At 62.4% G+C, this 12,892-nt stretch carries 16 protein-coding genes and 1 riboswitch; of the genes, 12 read left to right on the top strand and 4 right to left on the bottom strand.

Features of this window, described 5'->3' with window-relative positions; translation table 11 throughout:
- The first annotated feature begins 30 nt into the window (after positions 1–30).
- The 5 genes from QCL51_RS12195 to QCL51_RS12175 all read left to right on the top strand — a co-directional run bounded on the left by QCL51_RS12195 (position 31) and on the right by QCL51_RS12175 (position 5,475).
- Positions 31–2,262, top strand: coding sequence for an Ig-like domain-containing protein (locus QCL51_RS12195; RefSeq protein ID WP_021783813.1), 2,232 nt, complete (start codon positions 31–33; stop codon positions 2,260–2,262).
- 15 nt (positions 2,263–2,277) lie between these two features.
- On the top strand, positions 2,278–2,751 hold the full coding sequence (locus tag QCL51_RS12190; protein ID WP_021783814.1) for a curlin: 474 nt from the start codon (positions 2,278–2,280) through the stop codon (positions 2,749–2,751).
- A 15-nt stretch (positions 2,752–2,766) separates the two neighbouring features.
- The gene (locus QCL51_RS12185) at positions 2,767–4,212 is read left to right on the top strand and encodes a curlin (protein ID WP_021783815.1); all 1,446 of its coding nucleotides are present in this window, start codon (positions 2,767–2,769) and stop codon (positions 4,210–4,212) included.
- A 159-nt stretch (positions 4,213–4,371) separates the two neighbouring features.
- On the top strand, positions 4,372–5,019 hold the full coding sequence (gene alkB / locus QCL51_RS12180) for a DNA oxidative demethylase AlkB (RefSeq protein WP_028698267.1): 648 nt from the start codon (positions 4,372–4,374) through the stop codon (positions 5,017–5,019).
- 168 nt (positions 5,020–5,187) lie between these two features.
- Positions 5,188–5,475, top strand: a complete 288-nt coding sequence (locus tag QCL51_RS12175; protein ID WP_021783817.1) for a hypothetical protein — start codon at positions 5,188–5,190, stop codon at positions 5,473–5,475.
- A 122-nt stretch (positions 5,476–5,597) separates the two neighbouring features.
- Here the strand turns inward: QCL51_RS12175 and QCL51_RS12170 are convergent, their stop codons facing one another.
- The 4 genes from QCL51_RS12170 to QCL51_RS12155 all read right to left on the bottom strand — a co-directional run bounded on the left by QCL51_RS12170 (position 5,598) and on the right by QCL51_RS12155 (position 8,661).
- Positions 5,598–5,858, bottom strand: a complete 261-nt coding sequence (locus tag QCL51_RS12170; protein WP_103444459.1) for a DUF1652 domain-containing protein — start codon at positions 5,856–5,858, stop codon at positions 5,598–5,600.
- A 295-nt stretch (positions 5,859–6,153) separates the two neighbouring features.
- Entirely contained in the window at positions 6,154–7,041 is an 888-nt protein-coding gene (locus QCL51_RS12165; RefSeq protein WP_021783819.1) for a pirin family protein, read from the bottom strand.
- A gap of 96 nt (positions 7,042–7,137) precedes the next feature.
- On the bottom strand, positions 7,138–8,010 hold the full coding sequence (locus tag QCL51_RS12160) for an alpha/beta hydrolase (RefSeq protein ID WP_021783820.1): 873 nt from the start codon (positions 8,008–8,010) through the stop codon (positions 7,138–7,140).
- Between the two features lie 21 nt (positions 8,011–8,031).
- On the bottom strand, positions 8,032–8,661 hold the full coding sequence (locus tag QCL51_RS12155; RefSeq protein ID WP_021783821.1) for a LysE family translocator: 630 nt from the start codon (positions 8,659–8,661) through the stop codon (positions 8,032–8,034).
- 124 nt (positions 8,662–8,785) lie between these two features.
- On the opposite strand from QCL51_RS12155, the gene QCL51_RS12150 reads away from it, so the two are divergent.
- From QCL51_RS12150 to QCL51_RS12120, 7 genes are all read left to right on the top strand, one after another.
- Positions 8,786–9,265, top strand: a complete 480-nt coding sequence (locus QCL51_RS12150; protein ID WP_274119357.1) for a GNAT family N-acetyltransferase — start codon at positions 8,786–8,788, stop codon at positions 9,263–9,265.
- Positions 9,266–9,370: 105 nt separating this feature from the next.
- Positions 9,371–9,594: riboswitch (cobalamin riboswitch) on the top strand.
- 93 nt (positions 9,595–9,687) lie between these two features.
- Positions 9,688–9,876, top strand: a complete 189-nt coding sequence (locus QCL51_RS12145; RefSeq protein ID WP_021783823.1) for a CbtB domain-containing protein — start codon at positions 9,688–9,690, stop codon at positions 9,874–9,876.
- 9 nt (positions 9,877–9,885) lie between these two features.
- Positions 9,886–10,572 carry a CbtA family protein gene (locus QCL51_RS12140; RefSeq protein WP_021783824.1) on the top strand — a complete coding sequence of 229 codons (687 nt, stop codon included), beginning with the start codon at positions 9,886–9,888 and terminating at the stop codon, positions 10,570–10,572.
- Positions 10,572–10,958 (top strand): cobalamin biosynthesis protein, encoded by a 387-nt coding sequence (locus tag QCL51_RS12135; RefSeq protein ID WP_103462457.1) that lies wholly within the window; start codon positions 10,572–10,574, stop codon positions 10,956–10,958. The genes QCL51_RS12140 and QCL51_RS12135 overlap by 1 nt, the downstream gene beginning before the upstream one ends.
- Before the next feature lie 34 nt (positions 10,959–10,992).
- A complete protein-coding gene (gene cobM / locus QCL51_RS12130; RefSeq protein WP_021783826.1) occupies positions 10,993–11,745 on the top strand; it encodes a precorrin-4 C(11)-methyltransferase in 753 nt (250 codons plus the stop codon).
- Between the two features lie 66 nt (positions 11,746–11,811).
- Positions 11,812–12,054: a DUF1272 domain-containing protein gene (locus QCL51_RS12125; RefSeq protein ID WP_338444876.1), complete on the top strand. Its 243-nt coding sequence runs from the start codon at positions 11,812–11,814 to the stop codon at positions 12,052–12,054.
- 221 nt (positions 12,055–12,275) lie between these two features.
- Positions 12,276–12,890: a response regulator transcription factor gene (locus QCL51_RS12120; RefSeq protein ID WP_021783828.1), complete on the top strand. Its 615-nt coding sequence runs from the start codon at positions 12,276–12,278 to the stop codon at positions 12,888–12,890.
- Positions 12,891–12,892 lie beyond the last annotated feature (2 nt).

Genomic DNA, 12,892 nt, shown 5'->3' with positions numbered 1-12,892 from the left:
AGACAAAGGCTCAGCCTTCAAGGAGGCAGCATGAACACTTGGTCGCGCCGTGCGCTGTTGGCCGCCGGTTTCTCTCTTACCGTTACCAGCGCCGCATTCGCCGCGCTGTCTGATGTCGACCCGGGGCCCTACACCTTCGCCACAGGTGGCTATCCGATGTGGTACAAGGACAGCCTCGACCAATCCCTGGAGCTGTGCCAGTCACGTGCCACCAGCACCCGTGCGCCAGGCGCGCCAGGGGCGCCGGCCTACATGTGCACCTTGTTGCCCGAGCCCGGTGTCTATGACGATGCCCTGCCGCTGGTATTTCCAGATAACTGGCCACCGGAGATGTTCTGGTTCCTGGCCGAAACCTCGATACCACAAGCAGGTAACAGCGGTTATGAGCTGGAGGTCTACGTTGCCGGTATTGAGGCAGCCTTCGCTGCTGAAAACCCGGTAGACGGTGATCAGCAGAGTTTCGCGCGCATCCGTATCCGCGCTTCGGTCCCACGCACCGGCACCTACACCATCACGCACCCTTACGGGGTGGAGACGGTCAACGTCACCACGGCAGGACGTCGCGCGATCAACATCACGCGGGACATAGGCATTGGCGCTCCGGGCAACTTCCAGGGGGCGCTGGAGGGTGCGATCGGCCCTTGGCTGAAGGGGGTTGGCGGGCCGTATACAGAGGTCAACCCTGACACTGGTACCACCGAAACCTACATCGGCGACCCCAATATCACCGAAGCGGTAACCGGTAGCCCCTTCAATACCAACTTCGTGCGCATCGAAGGGCCCGCTGGCACCATTCAGACCAACACGTTCACAGTGTCTGGCAAGGTGCTGGACCAGCGGGCACAAACCCCGGTCACCCTGGAGCGCGCCACGTACTCGCGCAACGGCAGCGGCACCCGCGTGGAAGTGTTCGCCAAGGCCCCGAATGAGGCCAGCCTGTGTATGCGCAATGGCCTGGCACTGATCGGCACGCCGCCTTCGCCTTGTCAGTTCACCCTGACTTCGGACAACAACGGTTTGTTCTTCAGCCAGCAGTTCAACCAGTCGGCGCCGCCAGAGGTGGTGGTTGTCACCGCCAGCAACGCAGTCGGCGGCACCCAGCCGACTGCGCTCTCGAGCAAGCTGAGCGACGTGGTCAAAGTCAGCACCGCACGCTATGACTGGGCCAACAAACGCCTGTTGATCGAGGCCAGCTCCAGCGACGAAGTAGCGGTCCCCGACCTGCTCGCCCAAGGCTACGGCCGCATGTCGAAATCGGGCACGCTGCAAAGCATCACGGTCAACGACCTGGCGCAACCGCCCGCCACCGTTACGGTCAAGTCTGCCCGCGGCGGTAGTGATGTGGAGCCGGTGATCGTGGTTGGCAACGCCCCGGTCGAGGCCGCCAACCAGCCACCGCTGGCCCAGGCCGACATCGGCAACACCAGTGTCGGTGTACCGATCACACTCAACCTGCTGCTGAACGACAGCGACCCGGATGGCGACGTGCCGCTGACCATCAGCGACCTGACCCAACCCGGGACCGGCCTTGGCGGCGTCGTGATGAACGGCACCACCTCGGTGACCTACACGCCGCCGAGCGGGGCCACACAACCGCTGGTAGCCACCTTCAGCTACCGGGCGATGGATGCCAAGGGCCTGAAGTCGGAACCGGCCACCGTCACCATCAACGTAGCGCCTAACCAGGCACCGACTGCCAACCCGGAGACCGTCGCCACCCTGGGCGTGCCATTGACCATCAACGTGCTGGCCAACGACACCGATCCAGAAGGCAACGTGCCGCTGAGCGTGACCAACATCACCCAGCCGGCCGCCGGCCGCGGCACGGTCAGCACCGACGGCACGACCGTAACCTATACCCCACCGGCCACTGTAACCACAGCCTTCACCACCACCTTCACCTACCAGGCACGTGACTCGCTGGGGGGGCTGTCCACCCCAGGTACGGTCACCGTCAACGTGTCGCCTCGGCCTGCCGCTGAAACCTTCGCCGTCACGACAGCCACAGTCACGGCGCGCTCCAACAACCGTTACAACTGGGACATCAGTGGCACCTCCTCGGTGACTACCGGCAATACCGTGACCGTGCAGGTAACCACTACTACCGGTGTCCAGACCTTGGGTACGGCCACGGTAGCGCTGACCGGCCGCTGGCGCCTGGTGGTCAGCAATAGCACCACGATCATCCCGACTGCGGCACCGACGGCGACGATCACCACCAGCCAAGGCACCACACGCACCGTCAACGTAATCGTGCAGTAAAAGCCGGAGGCTTCGATGAAACGGCTGTACTCCCTGTTGCTCTGCCTGGCCCTGGTGGGCCAGGCCTGCTGGGCAGAGGACCTGATGGACAATGCCGACCTCGCACCCGGCAACGACCTCGGTGAACCAGTGATCATCCGCCTGCTGCCGGCCGGTGCCGGCCAGGCTGCGGTGATCGAGCAACAAGGGTCAGGCAACCGCGCCGCCCTCGACCAGAACGGTCAGGCCCTGCTGGGCCGTATCGTCCAGTCTGGCGGTGCCCAGGAAGCGTACATCTTGCAGGAAGGCAGTGACCTGATGGCCATCATCAGCCAACAGGGAAATGGCAACAGCGCGTCGATTCGCCAGAGCGGCAGCAGCAACAGCGCCGCCATCGAGCAGATCGGCAACGACAACAGCGCCAGCATCGTGCAGTCCGGCTCGGGGCTCAACAGCTCCGTGACCCAGGCTGGCAATGGCCAGCATGTTCAGATCACCCAATACCGATAGACCTGGAGGCACCACATGTACAAGCTCGCTCCGTTAAGTGCCGCTATCGTCCTGGCCCTCGCAGGTCAGGCCATGGCTGCTGACAGCACCTCGTCCCAGACCCAGGACGGCAAGGAAAACATCGCCGAAGTCTCTCAGAGCCAGGCATCCTTCGCCTCCGCCACCCAGACCCAGACTGGCAAGGGCCACAATCACCTCGCCGTGCAGGCCGAAAGCACCAGCGATATTCAACAGAGCGCCACCGGCCAGTACAACGCCGGCTACGCTGAGCAACTGTTCGAGAACGGCAGCCAGATCACCCAGCAGGCCGCAGGCAGCTACAACGATGCCTTCGCCAGCCAGTCGATAGGGTTGAACAACGAGTCGCTGCAAACCCAGCAAGGCGTCGGCAATAGATCCACCGTGTGGCAGGACAGCCAGGAAGGCAGCAAAGCCACCAGCTGGCAATCCGGCCAGCGCAATGAGGCGTTCATCGAGCAGACCTTCGGTGGCAGCAACAATCGCAGCACCGTCAACCAGACTGGCCATGACAACTTCGCCACCACCGAGCACCTGAACCATGTCGGTGGCGATATCCAGATCTACCAGGATGGCCACGACAACTGGGCCTATGGCGACCAGCGTGAAGGCACCGGTGGCACCATTGCCATTGGACAGTACGGAGGCGGCAACTCGGTGGAAGTGTGGCAGGACACTCAGGTGGGTAGCCAGGCCTCCGTGGTCCAGACCGGCCAGCTGAACGAAGGCTATATCGACCAGAGCTTCGGCGTCAGCAACAAGGTCAGCCTGTCGCAGCAAGGCAACGCCAACGCCAGTTGGTCGGACCAGTTCGAGACCAACAATTCAAACACCACCATCACCCAGACCGGCAACAACAACCTGCATTTCACCTATCAGAATGGTGAAAACCTCAACCTCACCATCAACACCCAAGGCAATGGCAACAGCATCACCGCCAGTAACTGGAAAGGCGCCAAGATGGGTGGCCAGTTCGGTACCAACCAGAACGCCACCATCAACCAGACCGGCAATGGCAACGGCGTCAATCTGACCCAGAAGGGCGCTGACCAGCTGGCCACGCTGACTCAGACGGGTAAAGGCAACCAGATGTCGACCAAGCAGGATGACGTCAGCAACGAGCTGTACTTCGAACAGAACGGCACTGACAACATTCTGATCGCCGACCAGCGTGGTACCGACAACTATGCCTACGGCAGCAGCCAGGGCACCGGCAATACCATCACCCTCGACCAGTCCGGCTATAGCAACCAGAGCTACACCAACCAACTTTACGGAAGCGGCAACGAAGCCACCATCAAACAGACTGACAACATCAACGTCGCCTACGTGACCCAGGGAGGCCAAGGCAACATGGCGTTCGTCGACCAGAGCGGTGTCGCCCAATCCGCCACCATCACCCAGCTGGGCAACGCGAACCTGGCCACTGTGACCCAGCAGTAAACCGCTCCCCCTTGAACCGCGGTGCTCCTCTCCCTGGTGCCGCGGTTCCTTTTTCTGTTGTCCCGCCCTCTGCAATGTTTCGATCCGGTCAGCATGTGCAAGCCCTTGGGTTGTATCTGTCGAGGTACAATGGCAAACCGATCGAAGATGTGCAGCCGCATGATCCAGTCCGACCTCGACCTGTTCGGCCCCCAGCCGCAACCCCTGGCCAGCCATACCGTGCTGCTGCCTGGCTTTGCCCTGGCCGAAACCGAGGCGCTGCTCGATGCCCTGCGTCCGGTGTTGCGTGCCGCGCCGTTCCGGCACATGTACACCCCAGGAGGCCTGCGCATGGCAGTAGGGCTGACCAACTGCGGTACGTTGGGTTGGGTGAGTGATCAACACGGCTACCGATACAGCCCCAACGACCCACTCAGTGGCCAGCCCTGGCCCGCCCTGCCCCCGGTTCTGCTCGCGTTGGCCTCCCGCGCGGCAGCCATGGCCGGGTTTGACGGTTTCGTGCCGGATGCCTGCCTGGTCAACCATTACCTGCCAGGCACACGCCTGAGCCTGCACCAGGACCGCGACGAGCAGGATTTCGGCCAGCCGATCGTGTCGGTGTCGCTGGGTTTGCCAGCCGTGTTCCTGTTTGGCGGCCTGCAGCGTGCCGACAAGGCTCAGCGCATTGCACTGAGCCACGGCGATGTGCTGGTCTGGGGCGGCGAAGACCGCTTGCGCTTCCACGGCGTGCTACCGATCAAGCCCGGTGTCCATCCGCGCCTGGGTGAACGGCGGATCAACCTGACCTTGCGCAAGGCGGGTGCCTGAACAGGGTCAGTCCTCTGCCGCCCAGCGCAAAACAAGATGAACCCACATGAAACACATTGAACATCTTGGCCAGGCAAGCTTCGAATGATAAGCCGCCTACTTTTGTCTGGAGCCTGCCATGCCAAACCTGCCTGGTTCTTCGAGCCGCTGCACCGGAGCCATGTACCGATGAAGATGCCTGGCCGCGCCCCCAATGCCTCGCTGCAGCTCGATTACGTACGCGACACCCTGTTCGGCCCCGTGGCGCAAAGTGTGGAATGCCAATGCCAGCTGGCCACCCTCAACCTGCAAGGCCTCCCAGGGCTGCGCTTGCACATTTGCCCCCCATTGCCCGACAAGATCGACCGCGCTCACAGTGTGGCCTTCGTCTGGGATGGACGGAGTTACCATGGCGTGGTCCGTGACAAGGGTAAGTGCGGAGACGGTGGCCTGAACCTGTTGCTGGAACTGCAATAAGCCGAACAGCGGCAACCGGGGCGGCGCTGAGGCTGCCAGCGCTGATATCTGCGCGCTCTAATCAGCAGCCAGAATGCAAGAGCCCGGGCCAGCCTGGGCTGCCCCGGGCACGACAGGTGCGCTCAGGCAATGGCCTTGAGTGACGTCGGGTGGCTGTCACGCAGCGCATGCAGCTGCTCCACCAGGTTGACCAGATCACGGCAACTGTTGAGATCTTGCAGGGCGACCCCACTGAGGGTCACCCCTTGATCGAGATCCTGGCCCTGACCCAGGCGGATGGTCAGGTTGACGCCGTCCGGGCAGCTGACTTCACAGCGATCTGGCAAGCAGGCCTGCTCGATCATTTGCCGCATTTCTAGTATCGAAACGCCTATCAACGACATGGTACGACCCTCTCTGCGGGATGGCCTGTTGTTTGGGAGTACGCCTTTGTCGGGCGGGGCGCCAATTGATATTGCACATGCTCGGCCAGCTTTCCATGCGCCCGGGCAATGAGCTTGCGAGGAATCCTTTAGCACCTTAGTGGAAGATTCTCTGCGTGCGCCGTATGTTCGAATGCAATTGCAGACTTGACGACGAGTGGTCTCGGACGACACCGCATTGGCCAGGATCCAGCCGGGTCGCTGGGGAGATGGCCTGCCAGCGAAAGGGCCGGGGCAGGCCACCCAATCAACAGGATCAGTGCGCGGCACCTCCCCTCTCATCCTGCATCTGCCCAAACCGCCCGGCATGGAAATCATCGAACGACTCGGCAATCTCCGCCTGACTGTTCATCACGAATGGGCCGTAGCCGACAATCGGCTCATCGATTGGCTCACCGCTGAGCAGCAGCACACTGGCGCCGTCCAGCGCCTCGACGGCTACGTCTACACCCTCCCGGTCGAGCAGCACCAGGCTGGACGGGCCTGCTTCGCGCTCGCTATTGATTCGAACGTTACCTCGCAACACCACCAGCGCCGCATTGCGACCGGCAGCAACCGGCAACTGCAGGGTCGCGCCGGCGTTGAGCCGCAAATCCCACACATCCATCGCCGTGAAGGTCCGCGCCGGCCCCTGGTGCCCATGGTAGTCACCAGCAATCACCCGCAAGCTCCCGGCATCACCGTCCATCGCTACCACCGGAATTTCGCCGGCCAGCAGCGTCTGGTAGCCGGCCGCTGCACGCTTGTCCCGCGCCGGCAGGTTCACCCATAACTGGACCATTTCCAATGTGCCACCACTGCGGGCAAAGCCAGGAGAATGAAACTCTTCATGGATGATGCCGTTGGCAGCCGTCATCCACTGCACGTCACCAGGGCCGATCAAGCCGCCAGCACCGGTAGAGTCACGGTGCTCCAGTTCACCCTGGTAGACGATGGTCACCGTCTCGAAGCCGCGATGCGGATGCTGGCCTACACCGCGTCGGGCCTGGGTCGGGGCGAAATCATGCGGACCGGCGTAGTCCAGCAGCAGGAACGGGCTTATCCGGCTGGCCAGGTTGTCGTAGGTGAACAGGCTGCGCACCGGAAAACCATCACCCACCCAATGGGCGTGAGGGCTGCGGTGAATACCCAGAATCTTTTTCATGAGAAGGCTCCTCTCTTGGTTGAGATAACCTTATCAATGATGCCAATCAAGCGGTAGCTGACTAAAATGGCATGCTTCGTCCCACCTGCAGAACAGTCAAACCTGCAAGAAACCGAGCACCTGCTCGGCCGCCATGGCCGGGTCTTCCTGCATGAAACAGTGCCCACCGGGAACTTGCCGTGCGGTCACATTGCGGTTTAGCAGCGCCAGGCGATTCACCGAATGTGGCACAAAGGGATAGGTGTCTTCGCCATACAACACTCGTGTCGGCGTCCTGATTGCAGCCAGACTGGCCCACAAGCGTTTAGGGAACGAGCTGAAGATTTCCACTTCACGGCTGGGCCGGCACTTGAGCACCACAGCCTCGCCACAATCCCCGATGGCATGCTCGACATAGGCCTGCAGTGCCGCATGTGTCCAGCCTTTGAAGATGCCGCGCCCTTCCAGCGAGGCCAACGCCGACTCGCGATCGGGCCAGTGGCTGCGGCGGCTGGCAGCCTTGCGGGCCAGGCCGTGGCGCTGATGCAGGCCGACCAGGGCTGCCGCCCCCATCACGCCGATCATGCGTCGGCTGAACAGTACCGGGTCGAGCAGCACGGCACGTGCGAACAGTTGCGGCTCACTGCCCAGGATCAGCCCTGTGAGCACGCCACCGAAGCTGTGACCTACGGCAAACCGCTGTACGTCGCCATATTCGCCACGCCCGCCCTGAAAGGCCTCCACCGCCAAGGCAGCGGAGCGGTTCCAGCCGCGAAACACCCCGCCATGGTCACTGTCGCCATGGCCTTGAACGTCGCAAAGCCACAGGTCGAAATGCTCGCCCAGGCGCATCAGCAGCGGTTGATAGGTCAGGCAACAGAAGCCGTTGCCATGCAGGAAATGCAGCAGCGGTTTGCCACTGGCCGGGGTTCGCCAGCCACGCAGGGTGAAACCTTCGGCGCATTCGTGGGACCAGGGGATCAACTGCATGGGCTTACTGTACTCTCGGGGTCAGGAAAACGCTGATTCTACAAACAGCAGCGGGTACAGTGAAATCACCAGCAACAGGGCCATCACGACATTGAACAGCATCAGCCAGCGCGAATGCTGCAACAGGTTGCGCAGGGCGCTGCCGAACATCACCCATACCCCCACGCTCGGCAGGTTGACCAAAGCGAACAAGGCCGCAATGACGATCACGTTGGTTACATAGCCTTGCGCGGGTGTGTAGGTGGTAATCGCCCCCACCGCCATCACCCAGGCCTTCGGGTTGACCCACTGGAACGCCGCTGCTCCCCAGAAGCCCAGCGGTTTGCGGGCACTGGACGAGGCCGTGCCGACCGGCCCGGAAGTGGCGATCTTCCAGGCCAGGTACAGCAGATAGGCGGCGCCAGTGTAGCGCAGCACTGTGTACAGTGGCGGCCAGGCCTTGAACACCTCGCCCAGCCCCAGGCCGACGGCCAGTACCATCACCATGAAACCAAAGCTGATACCCAAGGCGTGAGGGACCGAGCGGCGCACGCCGAAGTTTACCCCCGAGGCCAGCAACATGGTGTTGTTGGGGCCTGGCGTGATGGAAGACACGAAGGCAAACAGCACGAAGGCGGTCAGCAGGTCGGCAGAGGCAAGCATGGCGGGCATTCCACTTTCTTTATAGGTGCTGTCACACTACCGGAGTCGCCTTTCCCAGCGACTGGTACAGTTTGATTAAATTACGTAGATACACATCACTGTATCGCCAATCCGGACCAAGGAAGCCGTCACCATGAGCCTCACCATTCGCCCTGCCGTGCATACCGATGCCGAGCAGATCCTCACCTTCATCACCGAACTGGCCGAATACGAACGCGCTCGCCACGAGGTAGTCGCCACCCTTGCCGACATCGAGCACAGCCTGTTCGAAGAAGGCAGCACTGTGCACGCCCTGATGTGCGAGCGTGATGGCCGTGCAATCGGCTTTGCCGTGTACTTCTACAGCTACTCGACCTGGCTCGGGCGCAATGGCATCTATCTGGAAGACCTGTACGTAACCCCCGAACAACGCGGCGATGGCGCTGGCCGGCAGTTGTTGCAGCACATTGCCCGCGAAGCGGTGGCGAACAACTGCGGGCGCCTGGAATGGAGCGTGCTGGACTGGAACGAGCCAGCGATCGGCTTCTACCAGAAACTGGGGGCCGAGGCGCAGGATGAGTGGGTGCGTTACCGGCTGGATGGCGACAAGCTGGCGGCATTCGCCCGCGGGTGAACGCCCGGTTCCTGCACTTCTGCCTGCGGGCCTGAGCCTGTAGTACCTGCTGTTCGACAGCCTCGCGCTGTGTATGACATTGACGCCAAGCCCGCCCCATGCTCTCCTTATGCCTCGCGTTCAGGTGCCCCTCACGGGGTGAAACGGGAAACCGGTGCGTCCCAGGCCCTTCTGCAGGGCCGGACAATGCCGGTGCTGCCCCCGCAACGGTAAGCGAGTGAAGCGTCTGTACCACTGTGCCTTGTAGTACGGCATGGGAAGGTGACGCGTTCCAGGAGCCCAGCTCTTCCTCGCAAGCCCGGAGACCGGCCTGACGTTCATGAACACCCCGCGGTGGGCGGGCGCTGTTGCATTCCCTTGGGCGACCACGTCCGGGGCTGCCGCGCTCGCCCGTTGCCCACAAAAAAGCAGAGGATCGCGTCATGCCCGTCACCAGCGCCAAACAACACAGCCTTGCTACCCCCGTTACCCTCAGCCGGCGTGTAACTATCGCCGTCGGTGCCAGCTTGCTGGGTCTGTGCCTGGTCTACTTTGCCGGGTTCTCGCACATTGAGGCCGTGCACAACGCCGCCCACGACACCCGCCACAGCGCCGCCTTCCCCTGCCACTGAGTACGCCTGATGATCACGCGCATTGCCCGTACTGCGGGCTTCAGCGGGCTCCTTGCAGCCCTGTTGCTGACCTTGCTGCAAAGCTTCTGGGTTGCTCCGCTGATTCTGGAGGCGGAAACCTACGAGTCCTCGGCCCCGGCCGCACACCACGAACACGGTAGCGAAGTGGCCGCTCATGAACACAGCGCCGAAGCCTGGTCGCCGGAAGACGGCTGGCAGCGCGTGCTGTCCACCACAGGCGGCAACCTGGTGGTCGCGGTCGGCTTCGCCCTGATCCTCGCCGCCCTTTACAGCCTTCGCGAGCCCAAACGCGCCGCCACTGGCGCATTGTGGGGGTTGGCTGGCTTCGCCGTGTTCTGCCTGGCCCCAACCCTGGGCTTGCCACCAGAACTGCCAGGTACTGCGGCCGCCGACCTGGGGCAACGCCAGACCTGGTGGGTCGGTACAGCCAGTGCCACTGCGCTGGGCCTGGCCTTGCTGGTGTTTGCCCGCCACTGGCTGCTGAAGGCGCTGGGCGCCGTGCTGCTGGTCATGCCTCATGTCATCGGTGCGCCGCAACCGGAGGTGCACGAAAGCCTGGCCCCCGAAGCATTGGAAACCCAGTTCAAAGTCGCCTCCTGGCTGACCAACGCCGCCTTCTGGCTGGCCTTGGGCCTGCTCAGCGCCTGGCTGTTCCGCCGTTCCAGCCAGGCTTGATGCCTGCCTTCTACGCTGGTTTTGGCTGCCGCCGGGGTTGCCCGGCGGACACCTTGCATCGCTTGCTGCACCAGGCTCTGGACGACCAGGGCCTGGCGTTGGCTGACCTGCGCGGCATCGCAAGCATCAGCCTGAAGGCCGACGAGCCCGGGTTGTTGCAACTGGCAGAGCACCTAGGTTTGCCTTTGGTGCTGTACCATGTCGCGCAACTGCAACCCTATGAACCACTGCTCAGCCACCGGTCCGCCGCTGCCTACCGGCACAGCGGCTGCTGGGGCGTAGCCGAGAGCGCGGCACTGGCCCTGGCCAGCCAGCGGCAGGGTACAGCCAGCCTGCTACTGACGCGCCAGGTACTGGGCCCGGCGACGCTCGCCCTGGCCTGCTGAACGTTTCGTACCCTCTTTCTTGCCAGGACTTAGCATGACCATCTACTTTATCGGTGCCGGCCCCGGCGACCCGGAGCTGATCACGGTCAAGGGCCAACGGCTGATTCGTCAGTGCCCAGTGATCATTTATGCCGGTTCACTGGTGCCCGCCGCCGTGCTCGAAGGCCACCAGGCCGAAACCGTGATCAACAGCGCCGAACTGCATCTGGAACAGATCATCGCTGCCATGCGCAGCGCGCACGAACAAGGTCAGGATGTGGCCCGGGTGCATAGCGGCGACCCCAGCCTGTACGGCGCCATCGGTGAGCAGATCCGCCACCTGCAGGCGCTAGGCATCGATTACCAGGTCATCCCCGGCGTTACCGCCACGGCAGCGAGCGCCGCCCTGCTCGGCTGCGAGCTGACCTTGCCTGAAGTGGCGCAGACGGTGATCCTTACCCGTTATGGCGACAGTTCGCCCATGCCACCTGGTGAGCAATTGGGCGACCTGGCGCGCCATGGCAGCACCCTGGCAATTCATCTGGGGGTCAAGCACCTGTCGCGCATTGTCGATGAGTTGGTGCCGCACTATGGCGCGCACTGCCCGGTTGCGGTGGTGCATCGGGCCACCTGGCCAGACCAGGATTGGGTGCGCGGCAACCTCGGTGACATTGTCGAACGCGTAGCGGCCAAGGATTTCCGGCGCACGGCGCTGATCCTGGTAGGTCATGTACTGGGGGATACGCCGTTCGCCGAATCGACCTTGTACCGTGCCGGGCATGCCCACCTGTACCGCCCTGGCGACTGAACATTGCCAGCCTTGCCTCGGGCGTAGCAGACTCCGGGTTTACGCCTGCGAACAGGAGTCATGCCCATGCTGGAGTTACGCCCCAACTGCGAGTGTTGTGATGCCGACCTGCCGGGTGACAGCCCCGACGCTCTGATCTGCTCCTTCGAATGCACGTTCTGCCGTGCCTGTGCCGAAATCCGCTTCCAAGGCCGCTGCCCGAATTGTACCGGGCAGTTGGTAGCCCGCCCGACGCGGGTCGGGCAGGCATTGGCCAACAACCCTGCCTCCACACTGCGTATACACAAACCGCACGCAGCCTGCGCCTGAGCAACTGCAAAGAATCGGCATCACCGCTGTTTCAGGGTGATGTCTTTCCTGTTTCTTGTAGGATTTTTCAACAATAAGCACTGAGGATTTCAACACTTCTATACTCGGCATTACCAAACTTCGGGAATGGTCGTATCGTGCAGCGCTTCCGATAACCCCACTTGCAGACGTATTCCTGAGTGTTCCAGGAAGCGGACCACATCCCTACAGGAGTTTTCCTCATGACAACCGTGCTGATCGTCGACGACCACCCTATTGTCCGGCTGTCCTTGCGCCTACTGCTCGAGCGCGAGCGCTTCCATGTCGTCGGCGAGGTCGGCAATGGCAGTGAAGTGGCTCAGGTAGCCCGCGAACTGCGCCCGGACGTGGTCATCCTCGACATCGGCCTGCCTGGCCTGGACGGTATGGAAGTCATCAAGCGATTGCAGAGCCTGGAGCCGGTACCGAAGATCATGGTGCTGACCGGCCAGGCCACTGACCTGTATGTACGCCGCTGCCTGGATGCCGGGATAGGCGCCTTCGTCACCAAGGAAGAGGACCACGAGGCTCTGCTGTTCGCCCTCAAGGCCCTGACCAAGGGTTATTCGACCTTTCCGCAGATGTCGGTCAACAGCAACTCGCTGGAGAGCGAGCCAGTGCGCCTGGCCAGTCTCTCCAACCGGGAAATGGAAGTGCTGCGGCGCCTCGCGCGCGGCGAGAACAACAAGAACATCGGCACTTGCATGAACCTCAGCGCGAAGACAATCAGCACCTATCGGGGCCGTATCATGGAAAAGCTCAAGACCGAGTCGCTGGTGGAAATGGTCGACCTGGCCAAGCGCAACAACGTCTATTGAGC

The sequence above is a fragment of the Pseudomonas sp. LTR0 genome, assembly GCF_036630035.1.
Classification (GTDB): Bacteria; Pseudomonadota; Gammaproteobacteria; order Pseudomonadales; family Pseudomonadaceae; genus Aquipseudomonas; species Aquipseudomonas putida_Y.
Note: the sequence above shows the minus strand (reverse complement) of the source record. Positions and strands in the feature narration are given on the sequence as shown.